Origin of the sequence: Lysobacter hankyongensis (assembly GCF_039543145.1) — a bacterium.
Classification (GTDB): domain Bacteria; phylum Pseudomonadota; class Gammaproteobacteria; order Xanthomonadales; family Xanthomonadaceae; genus Lysobacter_I; species Lysobacter_I hankyongensis.
The window spans coordinates 242,668-268,149 of the sequence record NZ_BAABJE010000001.1; the positions used below are offsets into that span (position 1 = coordinate 242,668).

Sequence of the window (25,482 nt, forward strand, 5' to 3'; positions counted from 1 at the left end):
ATGTCCCTCTTCGATTTCCTCAAGCCCAAGAAGAACACCGCCTCCATCGCCAAGGAGCGCCTGCGCATCATCGTCGCGCAGGAGCGCACCCATCGCGGCGCGCCGGATTACCTGCCGCTGCTGCAGCGCGAACTGCTGGAAGTGATCCGCAAATACGTCAGCGTCGACGTGGACGCGGTCAAGGTCGAAATGGCGAAGGACGGCGATCACGACGTGCTCGACATCTCCGTGGCGCTGCCCGACGACCGCGCCGCGTCGCCCTGATCCGTTCATCGCAGGCGCGGCTTTCCGCCGCGACAGGCCATGCCCAACCAGACGATCGCGGCGCTCGCCGCTCCAGTCGACCCGGACGTCCTCACTCTCGACGACATCGCGTTCGCCGATGCCGAAACGCTGCTCGCGCGCTTCGGCCTGCGGCTGGCCCTGGTCGCGGACGATGCGCCGATTCCCGGCAGCTTCTGGGGCGAACGCGAGGCCGGCGTGATCGGTCACACGGTGTATGTCCGCCGCGATACGCCGCTGCACTCGCTGCTGCACGAAACCTGCCATCTGATCGTGATTCCCCCGGCGCTGCGCTTCCGCGTGCACACCGACGCCAGCGATTCGCAGTTCGAGGAAGACGCGACCTGCTACCTGCAACTGCTGCTGGCCCGCGAACTGCCCGGTTTCGGCATCGAGCGCGCCTTCGCCGACATGGATGCCTGGGGCTACACCTTCCGCCAGGGCTCGGCGAAGGCCTGGTTCGAACGGGACGCGGACGACGCGGCCGAATTCCTGCATGAGTTGCCGCACCTGGAAGGCCTGTTGCCGTTGCCGCTGCACGCGGGCTGAGCGCGAACACGCAGCCGACCGGACGCACCACCGCCCCCTGCCGCAGAGGACGCCATGAGCAACGTGCTTTTCATCGGCTACAAGAACTACTCCTCGTGGTCGCTGCGTCCGTGGCTGGTGCTGCGCTGGGGCGGCATCCCGTTCGAAGAGCGCGTGCTGCGGCTCGATCAGCCCGGCTACGGCCGGCAGGAGATCGCCGAGGTCAAGGCGGTGTCGCCGAACGGCACCGTGCCCGCGCTGGACGCGGACGGCACGACCATCTGGGACAGTCTGGCGATCGCCGAATGGGCCGCGGAACAGGTCGCGCCGGGCGTGCTGTGGCCTGAGGATTCCGCCCTCCGCGCGCAGGCGCGCTCGGCCACATGCGAGATGCATGCCGGCTTCGCCGCGGTGCGTCGCGATCTGTCGATGAACCTCCATCGTCGTCTCGATGCGCAGCCCGACTGGCCGGACGACACCCGCCGCGCGCTGGCGCGCATCGACGAACTCTGGCGAGGCCTGCGCGAACGCCACGGGCATCTGGGGCCCTGGCTGTTCGGCCGACGCAGCATCGCCGACGCCTTCTTCACGCCGGTCGCGACCCGGCTGCGCACCTATGCCGTGCCGGTGTCGGCGATCGCCACCGCCTACCGCGACACCCTGCTGTCCGATCCGGATTTCGTGGCGTGGGAAGCGGATGCTGTTCCCGACAGCTGGGATGCTTCGGCAATTCAGTGATCGACAGCCTGTACGCCTGCAGGGACGGATGAAAAACCCGCCTCCGGCCTTGCGCCGCCGGAGCCGGCGCACTAGCCTCCGGGGCTGAACCGTCCGGCCACCGGAGATCCGACGTGAACCATCGCAACACCCTTCTGGCCCTCGCCATCGGCGCCGGCCTGCTCGCTCTCACCGCCTGCCAGAAAGACGCGCCGAAGGACGATGCGGCCGCGGGCAGCGGGTCCGACGCCAAGGCCGATGCGAACGCCGACGCGCTCGTCGCGCGCGTCAACCGGGAATTCAAGGAGATCTATCCCGAACTGACCGCGGCGCAGTGGATCTCTTCCACCTATATCAACGACGACAGCCAGACCGTCGCCGCGAAGGCCAACGAACGCTTCCTCACCCGGCTGAACGGCTGGATCAAGGCCGCGAAGCCGTTCGAAGGCCAGACGATGTCGCCCGAAAGCGCGCGCGCGATCCTGCTGCTCAAACTCTCCACCTCGATGCCGCCGCCGAACGATCCCGCGAAGCTCGGTGAACTCACCCGCATCGCCACCAAGATGGAAGGCGACTACGGCGCCGGCAAATATTGCACCGGCACCGGCGAAGCGAAGGTCTGCCGCGACCTCGGCGAACTCAGCGGCGTCCTCGCCAGCAGCCGCGACTATCAGGCGCAGCTCGACGCCTGGCAGGGCTGGCACACGATTTCGCAGCCGATGCGCAAGGACTACGTGCGTTTCGTCGAACTGGTGAACGAAGGCGCGAAGGAAATGGGCTTCGCCGACGCCGGCGAAATGTGGCGCTCCGGCTACGACATGACGCCGGCGGAAATCGCCGCCGAAACCGATCGCCTGTGGGGCCAGGTCAAACCGCTCTACGAGCAGTTGCACTGCTACACCCGCACCAAACTGGAAACGAAGTACGGTCCCGGCAAGGGCGCCGTCGCCGGCGGCATGCTGCCCGCGCATCTGATGGGCAACATGTGGCAGCAGGACTGGGGCAATCTCTGGGACGTGCTGGAACCCTACAAGGGCGCAGGCAGCCTCGACATCAATTCCGCGCTGCAGAAACGCTACGACTTCCACTACGCGCAGGCCGTGACCAAGGCCGGCCCGCGTGCGGACAGCGCCGCGCTGGTCGAGGCCGACCGCGAGGCGCAGCTCAAGACCGCGGAGGAAATGACCCAGCGCGCCGAAGAATTCTACGTGTCGCTGGGCATGCCCAAACTGCCGGCGAGCTACTGGCAGAAGACCCAGTTCATCCAGCCGCGGGACCGCGACGTGGTCTGCCACGCCAGCGCCTGGGACATGAACATGGCCGGCGACGTGCGCACCAAGATGTGCATCAAACCGAACGAGGAAGAGTTCACCACGATCTACCACGAGCTCGGCCACGTCTATTACTACCTCGCCTACAACAAGCAGCCGCCGCTGTTCCAGACCGGCGCGCACGACGGCTTCCACGAAGCCATCGGCGACACCATCGTGCTCGGCATGACCCCGAACTACCTGCAGTCGATCGGTCTGGTGAACGCGCAGGACCAGAGCAAAGAGGCGCTGATCAACGCGCAGATGCGCATGGCCTTGGCCAAGGTCTCGTTCATGCCGTTCGGGCTGATGATCGATCGCTGGCGTTGGGGCGTGTTCGACGGCTCGATCCAGCCGGGCGAATACAACAAGGCCTGGTGGGAACTGAAGGCCAAGTACCAGGGTGTCGCCCCAGTCGCTCCGCGCGGCGAGGAGTTCTTCGATGCCGGCGCGAAGTACCACGTACCCGGCAACACCCCGTACACCCGCTATTTCCTCTCGCACATCCTGCAGTTCCAGTTTTACAAGTCGCTGTGCGACGCCTCCGGCCACAAGGGCCCGCTGTACGAATGCAGCTTCTACAACAACAAGGAAGCCGGGCAGAAGTACTGGGCCATGCTGAGCAAGGGATCGAGCCAGCCCTGGCAGAAGACGATGAAGGAGCTCACCGGCGGCGAGAAGATGGACGCCTCCGCGGTGCTCGAATACTTCGCTCCGCTGCAGGCCTGGCTGAAGGAGCAGAACGAAGGCCAGAGCTGCGGCTGGCAGGCGCCTGTATCGACGGCGCAGCGCTGAACCCGGTCGCGGTCGACGTCGCGGCGAACCCACCGCATCGGAGGCCGGCGCAAGCCGGCCTCCGGTTTTGAGGCGGATATCGCTGCAAAGCGCAGGCCGCGATGGCTATGATGCGACCGCCGAGACACACCGTCGGCGCTCTTCCACCGGACGGAACCCCCATGCCCCCGCAGACGGATCGGAGCAGAGCCCTCGCAACGCACTCGCGCTTCCGCGTCGGTGCCATGCTGGTTCAGCCCGATCGCCTGATCGTGTCCGTCGACGGCACGGACACCGAGCTCGAACCGAGGATGATGGAGGTGCTGGTCGCACTGGCCGAGCATGCCGGTGAAGTGGTCAGCTCGGAACAACTGCTGATCGAAGTCTGGCGCGGCACTTTCTACGGCGACAATCCGGTGCACAAGGCCATCGCGTATCTGCGCAAGGTCTTCGGCGACGATCTGAAATCGCCGCGCTACATCGAAACCATCCGCAAGCGCGGCTATCGGCTGATCGCCAAGGTCTCCTATCCCGACGATTACCGCCGCGTCGCGCTGCAGACCTCGGCCTGGAACGGCGCCAATCCCTATGTCGGCCTCAGCGCGTTCGACGACGAACATGCCGGCGTCTTTTTCGGCCGCAGCCGGGTCACCGCGGAACTGCTCGCCGCGATGCGCCAGCAGATCGACAATCAGCGGCGGTTCCTGCTCATCGTCGGCGCCAGCGGCTGCGGCAAGACCTCGCTGCTGAATGCCGGCGCGCTGCCGCTGCTGCGCCAGGACGGCGGTTTCGACGGCCTGCGCGCACTGTCGGTCGCACGCTGCGATCTGGCCGGCATCGACACCGGCGACGCGTTGCTTCATCTCGCCGCGTCGCTGGCACAGTGGACGCTCGGCGGACGACCGGTGTTCTCGCCAGGACCGGCCAGCGATCTCGCCGCAGCGATCCGACAGTCGCCGGAATCGATCGTCGCCACCATCGAGGACGCGTTCCGCCGTCATCCTTCGCGCGAATTCGCGGATCAACGCTATGCGCACCTGCTGCTGACGATCGATCACGCCGAGGCGCTGGTGGCGAACCGGGCCCGCGACCCGGAACGGCACGACCCGCAGCGGGACGCCGCGTTTTCGCGCGCGCTTCACTTTCTCTGCGAATCGCCGCGGGTGATGGTGGCGATGATCGTGCGCGGCGACTTCTATCTCGCACTCGTCGAAGCCTATCCGGAGATCGCGGACCGGAAACTCGGCGAGGGCCATTTCGACGTGCTGACGCCTCGGCCCGGCGAGATCGCCCAGATCATCCGCACGCCCGCCGCGCTGGCGGGTCTGACCTTCGAGGAAGATGCGCAGACCGCGGAGCATCTCGACGACGTGCTTCGCGATGCCGCGAACGCGCACGCCGATGCGCTGCCGCTGCTGCAGCACACGCTCCAGGCGCTCTACGAGCGCCGAAGCGACGACGGCGAACTGCGCTTCGATGCCTATCGCGCGATCGGCGGCCTCGAAGGCGCGCTCGCGCATCGCGCCGAAGAAGTCTTCGCCGCCCTGCCCGAGGCCGCACGGCGCGGCCTCGACAGCCTCTTCTCGCAGTCGATCGTGATGCAGCAGGACAACGACAGCATCAGCGCACACCGCGTCGCCTGGTCCGCCCTGGACGACAACGCGCGCGCGCTCGCCGAAGCCTTCGTCCGCGCCCGCCTGTTCGTCGCCGAATTGAGCGACGGTCTGGCCGGCGTCCGGGTCGTGCACGAAGCGCTGCTGCGGCAATGGCCGCGCGCGCGCGACTGGATCCAGGACAATCGCCGCCTGCTGCAGGCGAAGGCGCGCATGCGTCGCGCCGCTGCGCGCTGGATCGAAGAAGGCCGCAGCGCGGACCAGTTGCTGAATCCGGGTCGTCCCCTGCAGGACGCACTGGAAGCCGCAAGACAACTGCCGGACGATCTGAGCGACGAGGAACACGCCTTCCTGCAGGCCTCGGCGAAACTCGACCGCCGGAAGCGTCGGCTGCGCGCCACCGCGATCGCGGGTCTGGCGATTTTCGCGGTGATCTCCGCAGCCCTCGCCCTGCTCGCGACCCAGGCCCGCGACGAAGCGGAGCGTCGTCGCGAAGAAGCCCTGCAACTGGCGGATTTCATGCTGGTGGATCTGGCCGACAAACTGCGTCCGCTCGGCAACCTCGGACTGCTCGACAGCATCAGCGCCAAGGCGCTCGCACAGCTGGAGCGTCGGCCCGAGGCGCAGACCCGCACCGAGGACCTCATCAATCGATCTCGTGCCCTGCGCACGGCGGGCGAAGTGATGACGGAAAAAGCGAAGCTCGATGAAGCGAAGTCCGCCTTCGAGCGCGCCAGCGCGGCCGCGCGCGCCGCGGTCGAACGCGCACCGGAATCCACGGACGCCATCGCCGAGCTGGGCGTCGCGGCGTATTGGCTGGGCTACCACCACTATCGGCAAGGCAGTCTGGACGAGGCGCGCAGACACTGGAGCACGTATCTGCGGACCAGCGAACAGTTGATCCGTCTGCAGCCCGAACGTCCGGAGTGGCAGATCGAACTGTCGTATGCCCTCAACAACCTCGGCGCCGTGGCCCGCGATCAGGGACAGATCGGCGAAGCGCTCGCGTACTTCAGGCGTTCGGCCAGGCTCAAGGCCGCGGTGCTGTCGACACGGCCCGACGACGATGCGCTGCGATACGATCTGGTCGATACGCTCTCCTGGATCAGCAGCGGCGACGTCTCCGAAGGACGCCTGTCGGAAGCCGCGTCCGGATATGCCGAGCAGATCGCCATGCTCCGCAGACTGGTCGGGAAAAAGCCGGATGCGCTGGTCTGGAAACGCCGGCTCGCGACATCCCTGCTCAGCGCCGGTCAACTCGCGTCGTCCCGAGGAGATCCGGACGAAGCGCGCGCGCGGATCGAAGAAAGCATCGCCAAACTGTCGGAATTGACCCGCAACGAACCCGACAACAAGGTCTGGGCGCGCGACCTGATCCTCGCGCACATCGAAGCGGGCGAAATCGCCGATGGCCGCGGCGATGCCCGCAGCCGGGCCGCGCATGCATCGTTCGCCGAGCGCATGATCCGCGACATGCAGGCCTCGGGCGATGCGTCGACGGCGCTGCGACGCCTGGACGCCGCTTCCCGGCTGCTGATGGCAAGATCCCAACCCGACGCCGCGATCGCCGATGCGATGCACGACGCGGCGATCTCGGATCTGCAGCGCATCGCCGATGCGTCCAATGGCGGCATCCACGAAACGTTCCTGCTCGCGAAAGCCCTGATTTCCCGCGGCGCGTATCACTCCCGGCACGGATCGACGCTCGAAGCCCGCGAGGATTGGACGCGCGCGACCGCGCTGCTCGGCAGCACCGCGAAAACCTCGAAGGATCCGCATGTCATCGCGGCCTTGGTCGGCGCCCACCTTCTTCTCGGCGAGCGCGAACGGGTCGAGACGCAGCGCGCCTGGCTGTCGCGGATCGGATACCGCGCTCCGGACTTCGTCGACATCGCCGGCGCCGGCGATGCCCCGCAGCAGTCATCGCGCGCCAGATGAGCGCCACGGAGAACCCGCAAAGACACTCGATCCGGCCATGGCTTCGGGAATACTCGCATCGCGAAACCGAAGCCGCGTCGCGACCGGCGCTCGCGACGGCGCCATCGTCCCGACGAATGCCGATACCGCAATCCCCCATCGCAATGAAGGAGCGCTTCCCATGACACGCATCGCACATGGAAACCAGCGGAACATGCCGCAGAACGAAACCATCTTCCTCACGATCTTCGAAGCGGATGGCGTTCTCATGTGGTTCTATTCCGAGAGCATCATCACCATCAACGCTCCGAACACCTACATCAGGATCGCGCTGATCAACCGCACCGCCGCGAAAGCGGCGATCATCGATTACGCATCCACCGGCGTCTCCCGGGATCACTCGCCGATCGGAAAATTCGAGGCGGGCCCCGATGGACAATCGGCCGTGTTCCCGATCAGCCTGCTTCCGAACCAGCTGATCGATTTCGGCGTCTTCGTCAGCATCGTCGGCGACAACATCGACCGCACGATCTTCTGCGACCCGCAGGCCAGCAACGACCCGATCAAGACGCGCGCTCCGGCGCTCGACAGATCGCCGCGGTAGGCCACGGCCCCCGGTCGCGACGGTCGCTCGTCCGCCCCCGGCAGAGCAGCGGCGCTCCCGCGGCCGCACGGCCGGCGTTTCCGGCCCCCTGCCGCTGCAACCCAAGCAAGGAGCACGTCATGCCGAACCCCGTTGTCGCCGGCGATTGGTCGCACTTCGATTTCACGCTCACGCCCCAGGCGAAGGACGCCTTCGAAACCGCGATGCAGCCGCTGTTCGAGGCGAAGTACACCCCGCTCGCGTTCGCCAGCCGGAGCGCGGGCGGCCTCGACTACTGTTTTCTCTGCGATGTGCAGTACCCGGCCGCGTTCCCGGACGGCAATGCGGTGAAGGTCTATCTCTATCAGCCATCGGACGGCAGGCCCTACCCCTACCGGATCGTGCCGATCGGTCCGTGACGCATGGCGCGCGTCCGGCAACGTGCCGGACGCTTGAAGGCTTGCCGATCAATCACTTGCCGATCAATCACTTGCGGATCGGAAGGTTCCCGGAAGGTTGGGCTGCGCCGCGTCGGTCCCGCCACCTCCGGCAGGACCCGCATTCCGCCTGGGCATGCCAATCAACGACTTGAATCCGGAAGGTTCCAGGAAGGCGCGAAGACGCCCGCCTGCGCAGGCTGTGCTCCGTCGCCTCGCTTCCGTCGCATCGAAGCCGCGGCATCCCGGCCGCCATCGATCGCGGTGGCATCCCGCCTTCCAGACCAGGGAAACGTCCATGGACATCGCACACGCCCAGCACGCTCATATCCACCTCGGTAACGACGTCACGCTGCCTCACGGCTTCGATGGCGAGCCGCTGCCGGCCGCCCTCCCCCGTGAGCGCACCGACAGCGCAGGCGGATCGGCCTCACCGCTCTCCGCTGCCGAACGTCTGCATCGCGGTCACGTGTTGCTCGACAGCGCCCTGCTCCGCCGGCTGCGCCAGGACAAGCTGATGAGCCAGCAGGATCTCGCCGACGACTGCTGGCGACGCAACATCCAGCTCTCGCTCACCACGATCAAACGCGCCGAAGCCGGTCGCGCGGTGCGCTTCCGCATCGCCCGCGAATTCGCGCGCTGCTTCGACGTGCAGGTGACGCGGATCCTGCGCACCGAAGATCCGGCATCCAACCACTGAGGCGCATCGAAGTGGCACCGCGCGCGATCCGCGAAGGTCCCGTCTCCGCCAGCGCGACCGATCACGATATTCCTGCGGGACAACACGACCCCGCGTTTCCCAACCAAATTTCAAGGAGCAGAACATGGCTGGCATCAACTACAACGTCATGACCGTGATGAACGTCGGCGCGATCGTCAACGGCCTCACCCTCAGCAAGGACCAGAACAATCCCACGCCGATCGGGCACGGCAACATCTGGATGGTCTCCGACGACCCGCGCGGCTGGTCCTGGCCGAACAACGACTACGGCAACATCACCCTCAACGCCCAGCCCGGGGACAACATCTCCTTCTACGCGTCCAGCACGTCGGACAACTCGGATTACTCCGTGTTCGTCTACAAGCTGACCGGCGGCGGCCCGGTGCTGAACCCGTCCGACGTCAACGTGGTGACGCTGACCGGCGCAGCGCAGGGCCAGGCACCGACCGGCGCCCCGGCGAAGAACGTCCCGCAGTCCTTCGTCTCGTGCGACGTCAAGGTCTCCCAGCACGGCACCGCCCAGAACTTCTGGATCTGGGTGGCCGTGTACCAGACCGGCAGCGACGGCGAAACGCAGAACCTGCTCGGCTACGTCTACTGGGATCCGACCGTCAACGCCCAGTGATGTCCGGCGGTCGCGATCTCCCGAATCCGCAGGTACGAACATCGACGGGCACCGTCCCGTTCGCACCGGCGATCGCCAGGCCATCGACCGCCGCACACGAAGGCCCACCTCATCGGTGGGCCTTCGTGTTTTTCGACAAATGCCCGCACTCCGTGCCGCATACCCCGGCACCCGACCGCAGTCGTGATGCCCGCAAATGCAGATCGCACCGGGACCACGCGCATCACGATCGGCATCGAACGACGCCCAATTTCCACCGGCGACAAATGACGATGCGGCGTTCCAGGCCGAACCACCGAAGACCAGAACCATTGACCTTGTTGAATTCAACCAGGGAAAAGATTGATGCTGTCAATCATTCCGCCATGGCCAGCGTCGCAGCGTCGACCGAGGATGCCATCAGTCTTTATTGACAAGCGCCGGCGATGGAGCGACAACAGAACCGTAAAGGCGGTTTTCCATGCAAACGCTTCACAGCACCGAAACCCGCGACGATCAAACACTCGAGTTGGGCGCAGGAGCGCCTACTGCCAGGGGCGGACATGGAACGAGTTGATCCGATGCACCCATGGGGCGTAGCAACTCGCGCCCCGACAATCCGCCCACATCCACGACCACCTTTACCACTTCCATCGCCGGCCCACGCCCGCTGGCGAGCACAGGCGCATCGTTCTTCCGACTTCGCCCGATAGGTGGCTCATGCCCAATCGCAAGGATCGAGTCAAAGCCCTGGCGGCGCGCTCGCGCTTCATCGTAGGCGATCTTCAGGTGCACCCGGATCGCCGAGTCGTCGTCCGTAACGGGCAGGACATCCCGCTGGAGCCGCGAGCGATGGAAGTGCTGGTGGCGCTCGCCGAAAAGTCCGGCGAAGCCATGACCTCTTCGCAACTGCAATTGGCAGTCTGGAAAACCGATCGCCATGGCAAGAATCCGATCGACGGTGAAAATGCAGTCAGCAAAACGCTGTCCGTGCTGCGAAAAACCTTGGAGGAAACCCAGTCATCGCGCTACATCGAAACTCTGCCGGGGCGCGGCTATCGACTGAAGCCACCAGTCGAATTCCCGATCGGATATCGGCGCCTGTACAAAACCTCCGAGAAATGGATCCACGGCAGCCCCTTCGTCGGCCTCGCCGCTTTCGACGCCGAACACGCGCCTGTCTTCACCGGCCGCACCCAAGCGACCGCAGAATTACTGGACGCCATGCGCGGGCAGATCGACAATGGCCGCCGTTTCGTTTTGATCGCCGGTCCCAGCGGCTGCGGCAAGACTTCGTTGCTGCGCGCAGGTGCGCTGCCATTGTTGGCTGCGGAAGGCGGCTTCGGCGGTCTTCGCGCACTCGATGTCGCGATCTGTGACCTCGCTGCCTCGCACGGCGGAGATATCATGCTCCCGCTCGCCGATGCGTTGTCCCTGTGGACTCTGGAGGCACGGCCCGTCTTTGCGCCGCAAACGGTCGAATCACTGAAAAACCAGCTGACCGACACGCCCGAAACCATCGCGGCAACCATTGCGGAAGCCTTTCGTCGCTTCCCCGAGCGCGGGCTCGGCGCGCAGCCGCACGCGCACCTTCTGCTCGTGATCGATCACGCCGAGGTGCTGGTCACGAGACTGCACGATCCGCAGGCGAGAAGCGCCTTCGAGCGCACACTGTGCGCTCTCTGCGATGCCCCGCGAACGTTGGTGGCGATGATCGTACGCAGCGACTACGCCCCCGATCTGGCACAGGCCCTGCCACTGCTCAATGAACACAAGGCCGGCGGCGGGCATCTCGACCTGCTCCCCCCGAAGCACGGGGAAATCGCCGAAATCATCCGTGGACCGGCCCGTCAGTCCAGTCTCGAATTCGATGTGGACGCCCAGAGTCAACTGCTCGACGACGCCTTGCGAGACGCCGCGAACGGCCAGTCTGACGCATTGCCTCTACTCCAACACACGCTGCAGCTGCTCTACGAACGCCGCACCGAGAACGGGACCCTCACTTGGGAGGCCTATCGCGAAATCGGGGGCCTCGAAGGCGCCATCGCCCACCGCGCCGAAGAAGTCTTCGCAGCCCTGCCCGCCGACGCACAGGCCGCACTGGATGCAGTGCTCGCCAAACTCATCGTGATCCACTCCGACAGCGACGCCGTCACCGCCAGACGTACGCGGCTCGATGCGCTTCCGGACACTGCCCGCGCATTGATCGATGCATTCGTCGCCGGCCGCCTGTTCGTAAGCGCGCTACACGACGGCAAACCGCATGTCGGCGTTGTCCATGAAGCCCTGCTTCGGCAATGGCCGCGCGCGGTCGAGTGGACACAGGAAAACCGGCGGCTGTTGATGGCGAAGGCAAGGCTGCAGCGGGCGGCGAAGCGATGGGTTGAGGAAGGTCGGCGTGACGATCACTTGTTGAATCCGGGGGGGCCGTTGATCGAAGCGCGAGAGGCACAGCGCCGATTCCCGGACGAGATCGGCGAAGACGAAATTTCCCTGTTGCGCGCTTCGGAACGAATGCGCAATCGAAGACGCATGATCGCACGAATCGCCATCGGCGCGCTGGCAATGCTCACCATCGTCTCCAGCGCCCTGGCGATCACGGCCATAAGCGCGAACATCGTTGCCGAGCAAAACCGTCTCAAGGCTCTCAGCCTAATCGGCTACATGCTCGTCGAACTTTCCGATCAGTTGCGCCCGACGGCCAGCACCACCGCGATGAGCAGCATTAGCACGCATGTGCTCGAGTTTCTGGAAGAGCAACCCATCGATAAAATGGGGCCCGACGAACTGATCAATTACTCCCGCGCGCTACGCACGAGAGGAGAAGTTCTTTCGATCGAAGAAAAATACGATGAAGCAAACGCATTGTTTCTACGCGCCGATGCGATGGCACGCCGCGCCATTCAAATGGAACCGGAATCGCCCCAGGCAACCGCCGAAGCAGGCCAAACGGCTTTCTGGCTCGGAAACCAAGCTTACGAATCGGGGAAGCTAGAGAATTCGGTATCGGAGTGGACAAGATACCTCAGATACAGCGAACGCTTGCGTTCACTTGATGCCGACAACCCCGACTGGTGGCAGGAGAACGCCTATGCGATCGCGAACCTCGGATATCTCGATCAACGACGCGGCGATTGCGCGTCCGCAATGAAAAAACTCATTCCCGCCACCGAACTAATGGCGCTTGCGAAAAGAAGGAAACCCGGTAACGAATGGTGGAAATACAACTCCATAGTCGCCGGATCAATGATCAGCCGCTGCAAAGCAGAAGCCGGTCAAATCAAGCAAGCATCAACGGAATACACACAACTGATCGCAGAACTCACGGCAATAATCGAAAATCATCCGGATGCCATCGACTGGGAACAGCAGTTGTCCAGTCTGCTGCACTTCAACGCAGGAGTATCGACGAACCTTGGCGACATCAATGCGGGAGAAAGACAGTTTCTTGAAGCTGCAGACCGACTGAAGACGATTACGAAATTACAACCGAAAGATCCACGCTGGAAGCGCAATCTCGCGAACGCACTGAGCAAAGCAGCAGACCTCGCATATCTCCGCCGCGATATCGATGCCGCGACGTCTCGACTTCGCATCGCGACCTCTCTCGCCGAGAAAGGCTTGGCAGGGAAAGAAGCAGACAAATGGCGGCGACTCAGCGCGACCATCCTGTTCAAGACTGGAAGATATCTGGCAAATCCAGACAGCGAGAGATCCATGTCCGATGCGATAGCATCGCTCAACGCGCTGATGGCGGAAGACTCAGAAGACCAGCACACCAGGACAGCACTTGGCAACGCGCTCGTGTCTCGCGGAACCTGGTTGCAGGAAAGGGGAAGAAGCGAAGAAGCCAGGCGGGACTGGGAACGGACGAGAGCGATCATGGCCAAGATCGCGAAGGACAGCAAAGATCCCGATGTGCTCGCCCCTTGGGTGAACGCGCATCTTTTGCTGGAACGCAGACAGGATGTCGAGACCTTGGTTCTGGCGTTGATTGATTCCGGCTACGCGCATCCTGAATTCATGGATCTCGAAAATCGAACCAGAGGCACCATCTTGCAACGATGATATCGAAAGATCCGCACAACCGCATCACTGCCGGAGATCCTCGCCATGTCTTCCCGTGAAATCAATGAATTCTCATTCGACGAAATCGCGTACACCGACACCAACTCCGAGAGAACTTTCCGCACAAGATTCACTTCCGAACTCGAGAAAAATAAAGTAGACCACGTGAGCACCAGCATCGTAGTCTGGCATCCTCCCGGCACTCACATCTCGCGCTACAGGTGGCAACACCGCGAGGTATGGTTCCATACCAACAATCAAGAGCAGACCCTCATCATCGCCATTCGTTCACCGCAGTCCATGTCCGACAATCGGCCAAGATTTCACATTCATCGCGTCGACTCCAACGAGCCGGAGTGGATTCGTCATGTGGACCACAGGCTGCACGAATCCGCCGACTGGAAAAACCTGAACAAGATCACCGATGCCGTTCCTGCGCATACCCGCTTCGTTCGCCTTCGACTGAATCTGCCCGCAGTCGGCGAAGGGGCAAAATTCAAATTGAACCTATACGCCAGGGATCGCGATTTCAGCAACAAAGAGGTCAACTGCGATCCGCTCGTCGGCAACGACCCGCCGAACGAAGATGAAAATCCCTGAATCCGAATCGGAGCCGCAGGCGAGCATGCCCAATAAGTGTCGGGATTTTTTTGACTCGCCGGCTCTGCAGGCAGCACCCGGCGCTCGTCGCAACCATCTGGCGCGCGCAGGTGATCCCAAAAGCAGCCTTTGCAGATACCCGCTCGGACGACTGCCGCGGCTAAGGTGTCAATGCCTTCCATCATGGATGGTCCGCCGACGGCGATCGGTATATCGTCGCAGACCCACAGGGGGACAGCATCATGGCACTCGTGACTTTCAGTCTGGTGGACGCGAAATACAAGAGCGTCTCTGCATCCGAAAAATCGCTCATCCAATTCTCGCTTTCGAGCCCTCCAAAAATCATCGACAATGCGACTACGGTCCTCATCGTCGATGTCGACGAGACGAAGCTTCCTGAAGAAACAAAATACGATTTTCTTCCTTTCGAAATCGCATTCCATACACTCAACCCACAATCGCTCTACCTCCCACTGATCTGTTATGACGACAAGATCGGCACCACGTCTCCCCGTTTCCATATCTACGATCTGTCCTCGGAGGCGCCTATTCTCTCCGTGGAGCATTCTTCGAACGGCAAGTGGAATCCGCTCACCCGGTTTTCAGTATTCCCTGCCGACACCGACCGTGCGCGTGTCCGGTTCGGCATGGAACAGATCGCAGGCAAACGCTACAAGCTCAATATCGGGATCTGGGACACCGTGACCAACAAGCGGGTGGATTGCGATCCGTTGGTTGGCAACGATCCTCCCTAATAGCCTCCCTGATACTGTTCGCGTGCTTTGCGAAAGAATCGCAGCCCTTTCGAATCAATTGCTTACCAACCGTAAGCACACCGTAAACCCGCCACGCATCGATTCCCCACAGCCTCCCACCCGCCCCGCAGCAGCCCGCTGCGGGGCCGGCGGCCACCCAAGTGGCCTTCTCCATCGAGATCAGGGAGTTCTGTCATGACCGATACCACCCCGTCCAGCTCGTCCGTCGTCTATGGCGTTTTCGACGGCAGCCGCGCCGCTTCCGCCCCCCTCTCACCGGCCGACGCCGGCGCATCCGCCCCCCTGGCCTGGCCGGCGTTGGAGGGGGCGATACCGGGCCATGGGTTGCCCGCTCCTTCGCTTCTGCCCTCGTCGGCCTCGCCGCCGGACGACGGAACCCCCAAGAGGAAGGGCAGCGTGCTTCTCGACGCCGACGCGCTGCGTGGGCTCCGCGAGTCGCGGATGCTCAGTCAGGAGGAACTGGCCAATCTGTTCGTTGTCCGCAATGTCCGGATCTCGATCGCGACGATCAAGCGCGCGGAGACCAGGCACACCGTACGTTATCGGATCGCCCGCGAATTCGCGCGCTTCTTCGGGGTTCCGGTCGAAACGTTGTTGAAACGCTGATGGTCGCGCCGGAGGAATGCGCCATGGACGATGAGAAACGTCTGACCGAAGCCCTGCGCGAGACCTTGCTGCATATCGCGGGCGTTTCGGGTGCTGTGGCCAAACGACTGCGTCCGGGACAATCCCTGAACGCGGATCTGGGTCTGGACGATGTCGATCTGGAAGTGCTTGCCGGTAGCCAGCGCAAGCTGGGCGATCGCATGCGCGAGGACCACGGCATCACCCGGATCGACGCCGACGAGTTGTTCGACCTCGCGGTCGGCGACGTGTTCGGGCTGACCGTGCAGCGCGCGCTTGGGCGGATGCTGAGCGCGCCGGAGGTCGCGGCGCTGTTCGTCTTGGCGCAGGCAGGACTACGAGGCACGGTCGGCTCAGACGCCAGCTGACGCGGCGACGGGGGCAAGCCGGCGGCCGGGCAATCCGGCCGCCACGGCTGGCAGCGCCCCGCCGCCTGCGCGATACTCGCAGGATGACCGTGCCTGCCCGCTCCGCCGACCTCGCCGCCCAGCCGCTGGCGCACGCGCTCGCCCTGCATGCGCAGTGCTACACCGACCCGGCGATGGTCGCGGTGGACCGGCGGTGGATCTTCGATCGCGGCTGGCAACTGGTGGCGCATGTCTGCCAGTTGCGCGCGCCGGGCGATCACGCCATCGCCGATCTGGGCGGGCTGCCGGTGATCGCGGTGCGCGGCGCCGACGGCGTGGTGCGGGTGATGCACAACGTCTGCCGCCATCGCGCCGGGCCGCTGGCGCAGTGCGACGGACTGGGCGCGAAATCGCTGCGCTGTCGTTACCACGGGTGGACCTACACCCTCGACGGCCAGTTGCGGACGGCCACCGAAATGGCTGGCGCGGCCGATTTCGACGTCGGCGACATCCGTCTGCCGCAGCTGGCGGTGCGGGTGTGGCAGGGCATGGTGTTCGCGGCGGTGGACGCAGCGATGGCGCCGCCGTTCGAGGCCTTCGTCGCCGGCATCGATGCGCGCATCGGCGAAGACCGGGCACTGGACACTTACGGCCATCATCACCGCGTCGGCTACGACATCGCCTGCAACTGGAAGGTCTACGTCGACAACTATCTCGAGGGTTACCACGTCCCGCACGTGCATCCCGAACTGAACCGGCTGCTGGATTACCGCAGCTACGTGACCGAGACCGCCGAGTGGTATTCGTTCCAGTTCAGCCCGCTGGAAAGCGGCGAGGGCCTCTACGGCAGCGGCGACGCGCTGTATTACTGGCTGTGGCCGAACACGATGCTGAACATCCTGCCCGGCCGGCTGCAGACCAACCGGATCATCCCGAAGGGCGTCGATCGCTGTCGGGTGGAATTCGACTTCTATTACGCACCGGACGACTCCGACGCCGGTCGCGCCCGCCGCGACGCCGACCTGGCCTTCAGCGATGTGGTGCAGGACGAGGACATCGGCATCTGCGAAGACGTGCAGCGCGGCCTCGCCTCCGGCTCGTACACCGCGGGTCGTCTTAACCCGCTGCGCGAGAATGCGGTGCATCATTTCCACGAACTGCTGCGCCGGGTCTATCGCGACGCGGCGTTCCCTCCCGTTTCCTGAGCTGGCCATCCGGCCATCCCGCCTTCACCGACCGACCAGAAGCCAAGCCCATGCAGACCATCCGACGCCCCATCGCGCTGACCGCCCTCGCGTTCGCCCTCGCAGCCGCACTTCCGGCCCAGGCGGCCGCTCCCGTCGCGCAGGCCGACGGCGAATACAGCAAGACCGCTCCCGCGCCGGCCATGCACTGGCGCGCCCCGGGCGTTCCGGCCGCGAACGTGGCGCGGATGCAGTACGGCGAGATGGCCGTCTCCCGCCTGCTCGACCTGCAGCGCAAGAACCGCGGCGGCGGGCTGAAGCCCACGCAGATCGGCATCGGCCGCGACGCCGCGCACGAGAGCGCGCAGTCGGGTCTGCCGGCGCTGCAGTGGCAGCCGGTCGCCGGCGGTTTCGTGGCGAAGGTCGAGATCCGTTCGATGGACGCGATGGCGCTGCGCGTCGGCCTGGATGTCAGCGGCCTGCACGATCGCGCCGAACTGCGGTTCGGCGGCTCGGCGCGTCCCGACGAAGTGGTGGCGACGATGACCGGTGCCGAGATGAAGCGCCTGCCCGGCCCGCAGGGCCTGTTCTGGAGCCCCAACACCGATGGCGAAACCCAGATCATCGAGATCTTCCGGCCGAAGGGCGTGCCGGCGTTCGCGGTGCGTCTGGATGCGCCGGTACTGTCGCATCTCATCGTCGACAGCCGCAATTCGTTCCAGCTGATCGAGAAGATCGGCGAGTCCGGCAGCTGCAACGTCGACACCATCTGCCGCGTCAACGCGCTGGGCCAGCCCTTCGTCAACGCCAAGAACGCGGTCGCGCACATGCGCTTCGTGGTCGGCAGCAGCACCTTCATCTGCAGCGGCACGCTGCTGGCGGACACCGTGCCGCAGACCCAGATTCCCTATTTCCATTCCGCGAATCACTGCTTCAGCAGCAACACCAGCGTGCCGCCGGTGACGAGCCAGATGCAGACGGTGGCGAACACGCTGAACACCTTCTGGAACTACGAAGCGACCACCTGCGGCGGCCTGACGTCGACGCCGCAGACCCAGCTCAGCGGTGGCGCCACCTACCTGTATTCGACCAACAACACCGACGGCATGCTGCTGCGCCTCAACAGCGCCGCGCCGTCGTTCGCGTATTTCGCCGGCTGGAATGCCACGCCCCTGACTGGCGGCACCGCCGTGCTGGCGCTGCATCACCCGTCGGGCGACGCGAAGATGGCTTCACTCGGCCAGGCGATCTCGATCGACGGCACCGAGACGACGGTCGGCTGGACCAGCGGGACCACCGAGGGCGGCAGCAGCGGTTCGGGCCTGTTCACGCTGGGCCCGCGCGGCTACGTGCTGCGCGGTGGCCTCTACGGCGGCAGCGCCTCGTGCTCGAACTCCGGCTCGCTGGCGACCGCGTCGAACCGCGACTACTACTCGCGCTTCGACGTCGATTTCGCGACCACCAAGACCTGGCTCGAACCGCAGGCGGCGGGGGCGAACGGTTCCAAGCCGCTGATCCGGGCCAGAAGCACGGCCGCGAGCCGCCCGGCCGCGTCGGCGCCGGCCGCGCGCATGCGCGGCATCGCACCGAACGCGTCGCAGCACAGGAAGTGAGCGCATCGCGGGACACCGCCTGCGTGTCCCGCGTCGAGCGCATCGCGGGGTGAGCATCGCCCCGCGCCCGTTGGGCCTGTGGTCCGCGATCGCGCTGGTCGCGGGCAACATGATCGGCAGCGGCGTCTTCCTGCTGCCCGCGTCGCTCGCGCCCTATGGTGCGATCAGCCTGTACGGCTGGGCCATCACCCTCGGCGGCGCACTGCTGTTGGCGTTGACCTTCTCGCGCCTGGCCGCACGCGGCGCGCATGCCGGCGGACCCTACGCCTATGCGCGCGAAGCGTTCGGCGACACCACCGGTTTCATCATCGCCTGGAGCTACTGGATCTCGATCTGGTGCGCGAACGCCGCGATCGCGGTGGCCTTCGCCGGCAGTCTCGGCAGTCTGTTCCCGCCGCTGGTGGCGACGCCGCTGCGCGGTGCGGCGCTCGCGCTGGGCGCGCTGTGGCTGTGCGCGGCAATCAACCTCGCCGGCGTGCGCGAAGCCGGGCGGCTGCAGATCGTCACCACCGTGCTGAAACTGGTGCCGCTGCTGTTGTTCGGCGGCATCGCGATCTGGCTGATCGAACCGCAGCATCTGCGGCCTGCCGGCGACTCGATCGCGAGCGATGCGCCGATGTCGATGGCCGCAGCGATCCACGCCACCGTCGCGCTGACCCTGTGGGCGTTTCTCGGCCTGGAAGCGGCGACCATTCCCTCGGGCGCGATCCACGACGCCGAGCGCACGATTCCGCGCGCGACATTGATCGGCACCCTGCTCGCGGGCGTCGCAACCATCCTCGCCTGCACCGCGGTGCTGGGATTGCTGCCGGCGGACGCGGCAAAAATCTCGACCGCGCCGATGGCCGACGCCGCCGGCACGCTGTGGGGCCCGGCCGCGGCCACCGGCATCGCCATCGTCGCCGCGATCTCGTGCTTCGGCGCACTCAACGGCTGGGTGCTGCTGTCGGCACAACTGCCGATGGCCGCGGCGCACGACGGGCTGTTCCCGGCGGCGTTCGCGACACTGGACGGCAACGGCACGCCGCGCGTCGGCGTGCTGGCGAGCACCGCACTCGCGAGTTTTCTGGTGATCGCGAACTACACCGATTCGCTGGTCAAGGTGTTCACGTTCTCGATCCTGCTCTCCACCGCCGCGACCCTGCTGCCCTATGTCCTCAGCAGCGCGGCGTGGCTGAAGCTCGGCAGGCGCGGCCGCATCGTCGCGGCGCTCGCGCTGCTCTACAGCCTCTACGCACTGATCGGCACCGGCGCCAACGCGCTCGCGTGGGGCGCGGTGCTGGTGATCGTGGGCCTGCCGCTGCGCTGGCTCTGGAAGCGGAACTGATCCACGCCACCACGCCGATCGACACCACGCCGATCGACAGCTCGGCGATCGATGGCACCGAGATCAATGGCACGGCGCGCAGTCGCACGCATCACAGCGCCGGCGGCTCGGCAGCCACCGGCTCGCCTTCCGGCGGCAGCCGCGTGCGCGTGATCTCCCACCACCAGAACAGGAAACCGATCAGGGTGAAGGCCGCTGCGCCGAGCGCCAGATGCAGTGGCGCATGACTGAGCATGGGCGAGAACACGCCGGCCACCGTCGATTGCAGGATCAGGCTGGTGAAGGCCTGCAGCGACGACGCCGCGCCGCGCTGGCGCGGATACATGTCGAGGATCGCGAGCGTGAGGATCGGAAACACCAGCGAGATGCCGAGCGCGTTGATCGCCATCGGCACGACCGCCCAGGGCATCGACGGCGACGGGACCAACAGGTTGTAGCCGATGTTCAGCGCCGCGGCGGCACCGCAGAGCGCGAATCCCATCCCGGCCAGACGGGTGCCGCTGACCCGGCCCGCGGCGCGCCCGGACAGGAACGAACCGAACACCATGCCGGCGATCGTCGGCACGAAGAACCAGCCGAACTGATCTTCCTTGAGGCCGAGGTGATCGAGCACGAACGCCGGCGCCGACGCGATGTAGAGGAACAGCGCCGCGAAGTTGAACGCGCCCGCGGCCGCGAAGCGCTGGAAGCGGCGGTTGAGGAAAATGTAGGCGTGGTTGCGCAGCAGTTCCTTCGGCCGCGGACGGAAGCGCGCCTCGGGCGGATGCGTTTCCGGCAATCCGAACCAGGTCATCGCCAGCAGCGCCAGCGCGAACAGCACCAGGAACCAGAAGATCGCGGGCCAGCGCTCCCAGCCGAGGATCCAGCCGCCGAGGATCGGCGCCAGCGCCGGAGCGATGCCGAAGATCATCGACACCTGGCTCATCAGTTTCTGCGCGTACTGCCCCTGGAACACGTCGCGGATCACCGCGCGGCCGACGATCAGGCCCACGCCCGCGGACATGCCCTGCAGCGCGCGAAACGTCAGCAGCATCGGCAGACTGGTCGCCAGCGCGCAGCCGACCGATGCCAGCGCGAACACGCACAGGCCGCCGAGAATCACCCGGCGGCGGCCGATGGCGTCCGACAGCGGGCCATGGACCAGACTCATCAGCGCATACGCGAGCAGGTAGGCGCTGATCGTCTGCTGCAGCGCGACCTTGTCGGCGCCGAACTGCGCGCCGATCTGCGGAAACGCGGGGAACATGGTGTCGATCGAGAACGGCCCGATCATCGCCAGGCCGCCGAGGATCAGGGCGAGCCGCCTGCGGGTGGGCGTTGCGGTCATGGCGCCGTTGCCGATGTCATCGCCGACGACCCGCCCTGCGGCCCGCGCCGCGGCAGCACTTCGATCCGACTCACGTTCTCCTGCACCAGGACTTCGGTGCGGCCGTTGTCGGGCCAGTAGAGGTAAACATAACCGCTGGTGGTGCCGAGCAATCGGGCGCCGCCCCGCAGGGGCGCACCGGCATCGGACAGCGTCACCCGAACCGCCTGCCCGCCGCCGTCCAGCAATGCTTTCGCACGATCGCCCGAGTACGCCATGATCAACGAACCGCCACCGAACAGCAGGGCCAACAGGATCGTGGCCTCGGGAGACAGGTCGTACCAGCGGCGGGGACGGAAGGGATCGACGTAACGGCTGAAGATCAGGCGGCCGAACCCGTGCCGGCGGAAACGCTCGGCGCGCTCCGGATGGCGCAGGCGGTAATAGGTCGGCCAGTAGGCCGGCACCGCGATCAGGATCATCACCAACAGCCAGAGCAGATTCATCGGCTGACGCACGCCCGCGACCAGGAAGTCGCCCGGCTGCATGTATTCGAGGATCGGGATGCGGAACACCCGGTAGAAGCAATAACTCGACCACAGGCCGATCAACGAAAGCAGCAGATAGCCCAGCGTGATCGACAGCGCCGGCTCGCGTCGCAGCAGCGCGAGCGCGCTCGGGAACCACACGAAACGATTGGCGTAGTCTTCTTGCCCGGACGGATCGTCGGCGGACGCACCGGTTGCGGGCGCGGCACGCGCGGCCGAAGCCGCGGGAGGCGTCTTCCGGGGCCCGGAGGAGGGTCCGGGTCGTTTTTTCGGGCCGCGCGATGCACTCATCGGGGCATGGTAACGCGGCGCAGGCCGCGCCCTCCCCGGCCTTCCGTCCTGCTGACGCGGCGGAGCCCCGGCCGGTATACTCCGCCGACACGGTGGGAGAAGCGGGCCGGAAGGATCGGGCCGCTGCCGAAGGCGCAATTCGCCCGGAATCGCTCAGGCCCGGTACCGCCATGTATTCAGCACTCTGGAGAGATCGGCCGCCGGCGACGGCAGCGCCGGCGCCGAAGGGGCAAAACACGGGGGATTCCTGCCCCGTCGTTCAAACTCTCAGGCAAAAGGACAGACGGGCGAGCGGGGCTTGAGCGGCATTGCCGCGAGCCCGCGAGCGCCCGCTGGCCGTGAGGACGGCGGGCCCGAACGCCCCCTCCCCGCGGCTTCGACCGCGCCAGACGACGCCTGCCCATGTCCTCGATTCCGGTTTCCCGCGCGACCCTACGCGATCTCGAACACCACGCCGCGTTCCTCGAACGCCACATCGGCCCCAACGACGTCGAGATCGCGCACATGCTGCGCGCGGTCGGACACGATTCGCTGGAGGCGCTGACCGAGGCCATCGTGCCCGCGAGCATCAAATCGACCGCGCCGCTGGCGCTGCCCGACGCCGTCAGCGAAGTCGAGGCGCTGGCCGAAATTCGCGCGATCGCCGGTCGCAACCAGGTCTTCCGCAGTTTCATCGGCCAGGGCTATTACGGCACCCACACGCCGAACGTCATCCTCCGCAACATCCTCGAAAATCCGGCGTGGTACACCGCCTACACGCCGTACCAAGCCGAGATCTCGCAGGGCCGGATGGAAGCGCTGATCAACTTCCAGACCATGTGCGCCGATCTGACCGGCATGGAGATCGCCAACGCATCGCTGCTGGACGAGAGCACCGCCGCGGCGGAAGCCATGACCCTGGCCAAGCGCTCGGCGAAATCGAAGTCGAACGTGTTCTTCGTGTCCCGCGGCGTGCACCCGCAGACCGTCGAAGTACTGCGCACGCGCGCCGAACCGATGGGTATCGAACTGGTCTTCGGCGACGATGCCGACGCGGCCGCCACCGACTGCTTCGGCGTGCTGCTGCAGTACCCGGACACCTTCGGCCGCATCCGCGACTACCGCGCGCTCGCCGATGCCGTCCACGCGCGCAACGGTCTGGTCGCGGTCGCGACCGATCTGCTCGCGCTGACGCTGATCGCGGCCCCGGGCGAATGGGGCGCCGACATCGTCGTCGGCAACTCGCAGCGTTTCGGCGTGCCGTTCGGTTTCGGCGGTCCGCACGCCGCGTTCATGGCCTGCCGCGACGCCTACAAGCGCAGCATGCCGGGGCGCCTGATCGGCGTGTCCGTCGATGCCGAAGGCAAGCCGGCCTACCGGCTCACCCTGCAGACCCGCGAGCAGCACATCCGCCGCGAGAAGGCCACCTCGAACATCTGCACCGCGCAGGTGCTGCTCGCGGTGATGGCGAGCATGTACGCCGTGTATCATGGCGCCGAAGGCCTGACCCGCATCGCCCACCGCACGCATCGCCTCGCGACCATCCTCGCCGCGGCGCTGCGCAAGGAAGGCGTGCACATCGGCACCGATTTCTTCGACACCCTGCACATCACCGGCGTCGATGCCGAAGTCGTGCATGCGCGCGCGCGCGCCGAGGGCATCAACCTGCGCCGGATCGACGCGCGCAGCCTCGGCATCAGTCTCGACGAAACCACCACGCGCGACGACGTGGCCGCGCTCGCCGCGCTGTTCGGCGCCGACGCCAGCGATATCGACGGCCTCGACCTCGACACCCGCGACGCGCTGCCGGAAGCGCTGCTGCGCAGCAGCGCGTTCCTGACCCATCCGGTGTTCAACACCCACCACAGCGAACACGAACTGTTGCGCTACATGCGCGCGCTGTCCGACAAGGATCTGGCGATGGATCGCACCATGATCCCGCTGGGCAGCTGCACGATGAAGCTCAACGCCACCGCCGAGATGATCCCGGTGACTTGGCCCGAGTTCGCCAACCTGCATCCGCTGGCTCCCGCCGATCAGGCCGCGGGTTACGCGCAGCTGATCGACCAGCTGGAAGCGATGCTGGCCGAATGCACCGGCTACGATGCGGTGAGCCTGCAGCCGAACTCCGGCGCGCAGGGCGAATACGCCGGCCTGCTCGCGATCCGCGCCTACCACCGCTCGCGCGGCGAAGGCCATCGCGACATCTGCCTGATTCCGGAATCCGCGCACGGCACCAATCCGGCCTCGGCGCAGATGTGCGGCATGACCGTCGTGGTCACCAAGTGCGACGGCAACGGCAACGTCGATCTCGACGACATCCGCCGCAACGCCGAGAAATACAGCGACCGCCTCGCGGCGCTGATGATCACCTACCCTTCCACGCACGGCGTGTTCGAGGAAGACGTGGTCGCGATCTGCGAGACCATCCACCAGCACGGCGGCCAGGTCTACACCGACGGCGCGAACATGAACGCGCTGGTCGGCGTGGCCAAGCCCGGCAAGTGGGGCTCGGACGTCTCGCATCTCAACCTGCACAAGACCTTCTGCATCCCGCACGGCGGCGGCGGCCCGGGCGTCGGCCCCTGCGCGGTGAAGGCGCACCTCGCGCCGTTCCTGCCGAAAACCCTCGGCGGCGAAGGTGGCGTGGGCATGGTGTCCGCGGCCTCGTTCGGCTCGGCCTCGATCCTGCCGATCAGCTGGATGTACATCACGATGATGGGCAGCGCCGGCCTGCGTCGCGCAACCCAGGTCGCGCTGCTCAACGCCAACTACATCGCGAAGCGTCTGGCGCCGCACTACGACACGCTGTACACCGGCCGCAACGGTCTGGTCGCGCACGAATGCATCCTCGACCTGCGTCCGCTGAAGGACAGCACCGGCATCAGCGCCGAAGACGTGGCCAAGCGCCTGATCGACTTCGGCTTCCATGCGCCGACGCTGAGCTTCCCGGTCGCCGGCACGCTGATGGTGGAACCGACCGAAAGCGAATCGCAGCACGAACTCGACCGCTTCATCGACGCGATGATCCAGATCCGCGACGAGATCCGCGCGATCGAGGACGGCCGCCTCGACCGCGAGGACAATCCGCTGAAGCATGCGCCGCACACCGCGACCGCCGTCGCCGGCAGCGAGTGGACCCACGCCTACCCGCGCGAGCTGGCCGCGTTCCCGCTGCCGTCGCTGAAGCTGCAGAAGTACTGGCCGCCGGTGGCGCGCGTCGACAACGTCTACGGCGACAAGAACGTCATGTGCGCCTGCATCCCGGTGGATGCGTACCGGGAACCGGCGGACGCCTGAGCCGCCGCGAATGATCGGACCGGCCGGCGCGCC

Annotated in this window: 20 protein-coding genes and 1 riboswitch; of the genes, 18 read left to right on the forward strand and 2 right to left on the reverse strand. The window is 65.8% G+C overall.

Going from position 1 to position 25,482, the window contains the following annotated elements; translation table 11 throughout:
• The 17 genes from minE (at nucleotide 1) to ABD974_RS01220 (ending at nucleotide 20,025) form a co-directional block, all read left to right on the forward strand.
• Nucleotides 1–264, forward strand: a complete 264-nt coding sequence (gene minE / locus ABD974_RS01140; RefSeq protein ID WP_345301431.1) for a cell division topological specificity factor MinE — start codon at nucleotides 1–3, stop codon at nucleotides 262–264.
• A 39-nt stretch (nucleotides 265–303) separates the two neighbouring features.
• Nucleotides 304–831, forward strand: a complete 528-nt coding sequence (locus ABD974_RS01145; RefSeq protein ID WP_345301432.1) for a hypothetical protein — start codon at nucleotides 304–306, stop codon at nucleotides 829–831.
• A gap of 54 nt (nucleotides 832–885) precedes the next feature.
• A complete protein-coding gene (locus ABD974_RS01150; RefSeq protein ID WP_345301433.1) occupies nucleotides 886–1,548 on the forward strand; it encodes a glutathione S-transferase family protein in 663 nt (220 codons plus the stop codon).
• A gap of 113 nt (nucleotides 1,549–1,661) precedes the next feature.
• On the forward strand, nucleotides 1,662–3,632 hold the full coding sequence (locus ABD974_RS01155) for a M2 family metallopeptidase (RefSeq protein WP_345301434.1): 1,971 nt from the start codon (nucleotides 1,662–1,664) through the stop codon (nucleotides 3,630–3,632).
• A gap of 224 nt (nucleotides 3,633–3,856) precedes the next feature.
• The gene (locus tag ABD974_RS01160; RefSeq protein ID WP_425562606.1) at nucleotides 3,857–7,162 is read left to right on the forward strand and encodes an nSTAND1 domain-containing NTPase; all 3,306 of its coding nucleotides are present in this window, start codon (nucleotides 3,857–3,859) and stop codon (nucleotides 7,160–7,162) included.
• The gene (locus ABD974_RS01165; RefSeq protein ID WP_345301436.1) at nucleotides 7,131–7,745 is read left to right on the forward strand and encodes a hypothetical protein; all 615 of its coding nucleotides are present in this window, start codon (nucleotides 7,131–7,133) and stop codon (nucleotides 7,743–7,745) included. The genes ABD974_RS01160 and ABD974_RS01165 overlap by 32 nt, the downstream gene beginning before the upstream one ends.
• Nucleotides 7,746–7,864: 119 nt before the next feature.
• Entirely contained in the window at nucleotides 7,865–8,143 is a 279-nt protein-coding gene (locus ABD974_RS01170) for a hypothetical protein (protein WP_345301437.1), read from the forward strand.
• A gap of 316 nt (nucleotides 8,144–8,459) precedes the next feature.
• Entirely contained in the window at nucleotides 8,460–8,861 is a 402-nt protein-coding gene (locus tag ABD974_RS01175; protein WP_345301438.1) for a hypothetical protein, read from the forward strand.
• 124 nt (nucleotides 8,862–8,985) lie between these two features.
• Entirely contained in the window at nucleotides 8,986–9,507 is a 522-nt protein-coding gene (locus ABD974_RS01180) for an AidA/PixA family protein (RefSeq protein WP_345301439.1), read from the forward strand.
• Nucleotides 9,508–10,206: 699 nt separating this feature from the next.
• Nucleotides 10,207–13,554 carry an nSTAND1 domain-containing NTPase gene (locus ABD974_RS01185; protein WP_345301440.1) on the forward strand — a complete coding sequence of 1,116 codons (3,348 nt, stop codon included), beginning with the start codon at nucleotides 10,207–10,209 and terminating at the stop codon, nucleotides 13,552–13,554.
• A gap of 45 nt (nucleotides 13,555–13,599) precedes the next feature.
• Nucleotides 13,600–14,154: a hypothetical protein gene (locus tag ABD974_RS01190; protein ID WP_345301441.1), complete on the forward strand. Its 555-nt coding sequence runs from the start codon at nucleotides 13,600–13,602 to the stop codon at nucleotides 14,152–14,154.
• A gap of 242 nt (nucleotides 14,155–14,396) precedes the next feature.
• On the forward strand, nucleotides 14,397–14,909 hold the full coding sequence (locus ABD974_RS01195) for a hypothetical protein (RefSeq protein WP_345301442.1): 513 nt from the start codon (nucleotides 14,397–14,399) through the stop codon (nucleotides 14,907–14,909).
• Between the two features lie 195 nt (nucleotides 14,910–15,104).
• Nucleotides 15,105–15,536 (forward strand): helix-turn-helix transcriptional regulator, encoded by a 432-nt coding sequence (locus ABD974_RS01200; RefSeq protein WP_345301443.1) that lies wholly within the window; start codon nucleotides 15,105–15,107, stop codon nucleotides 15,534–15,536.
• Nucleotides 15,536–15,922, forward strand: coding sequence for a hypothetical protein (locus ABD974_RS01205; protein ID WP_345301444.1), 387 nt, complete (start codon nucleotides 15,536–15,538; stop codon nucleotides 15,920–15,922). Before ABD974_RS01200 ends, ABD974_RS01205 begins: the two co-directional genes overlap by 1 nt.
• 83 nt (nucleotides 15,923–16,005) lie before the next feature.
• On the forward strand, nucleotides 16,006–17,106 hold the full coding sequence (locus tag ABD974_RS01210; protein WP_345301445.1) for an aromatic ring-hydroxylating oxygenase subunit alpha: 1,101 nt from the start codon (nucleotides 16,006–16,008) through the stop codon (nucleotides 17,104–17,106).
• Nucleotides 17,107–17,156: 50 nt separating this feature from the next.
• Nucleotides 17,157–18,698 carry a trypsin-like serine peptidase gene (locus tag ABD974_RS01215; RefSeq protein WP_345301446.1) on the forward strand — a complete coding sequence of 514 codons (1,542 nt, stop codon included), beginning with the start codon at nucleotides 17,157–17,159 and terminating at the stop codon, nucleotides 18,696–18,698.
• A 49-nt stretch (nucleotides 18,699–18,747) separates the two neighbouring features.
• The gene (locus tag ABD974_RS01220; protein WP_345301447.1) at nucleotides 18,748–20,025 is read left to right on the forward strand and encodes an amino acid permease; all 1,278 of its coding nucleotides are present in this window, start codon (nucleotides 18,748–18,750) and stop codon (nucleotides 20,023–20,025) included.
• A 91-nt stretch (nucleotides 20,026–20,116) separates the two neighbouring features.
• On the opposite strand, the gene ABD974_RS01225 is transcribed toward ABD974_RS01220, so the two are convergent.
• Together ABD974_RS01225 and ABD974_RS01230 are read right to left on the reverse strand one after the other, a co-directional pair.
• Nucleotides 20,117–21,352 carry a multidrug effflux MFS transporter gene (locus tag ABD974_RS01225; RefSeq protein ID WP_345301448.1) on the reverse strand — a complete coding sequence of 412 codons (1,236 nt, stop codon included), beginning with the start codon at nucleotides 21,350–21,352 and terminating at the stop codon, nucleotides 20,117–20,119.
• Nucleotides 21,349–22,020: a hypothetical protein gene (locus ABD974_RS01230; protein ID WP_345301449.1), complete on the reverse strand. Its 672-nt coding sequence runs from the start codon at nucleotides 22,018–22,020 to the stop codon at nucleotides 21,349–21,351. Before ABD974_RS01230 ends, ABD974_RS01225 begins: the two co-directional genes overlap by 4 nt.
• A gap of 324 nt (nucleotides 22,021–22,344) precedes the next feature.
• Nucleotides 22,345–22,463: riboswitch (glycine riboswitch) on the forward strand.
• A 109-nt stretch (nucleotides 22,464–22,572) separates the two neighbouring features.
• Between ABD974_RS01230 and gcvP the strand changes: the two genes are divergently transcribed.
• Nucleotides 22,573–25,449 (forward strand): aminomethyl-transferring glycine dehydrogenase, encoded by a 2,877-nt coding sequence (gene gcvP / locus ABD974_RS01235; RefSeq protein ID WP_345301450.1) that lies wholly within the window; start codon nucleotides 22,573–22,575, stop codon nucleotides 25,447–25,449.
• Nucleotides 25,450–25,482 lie beyond the last annotated feature (33 nt).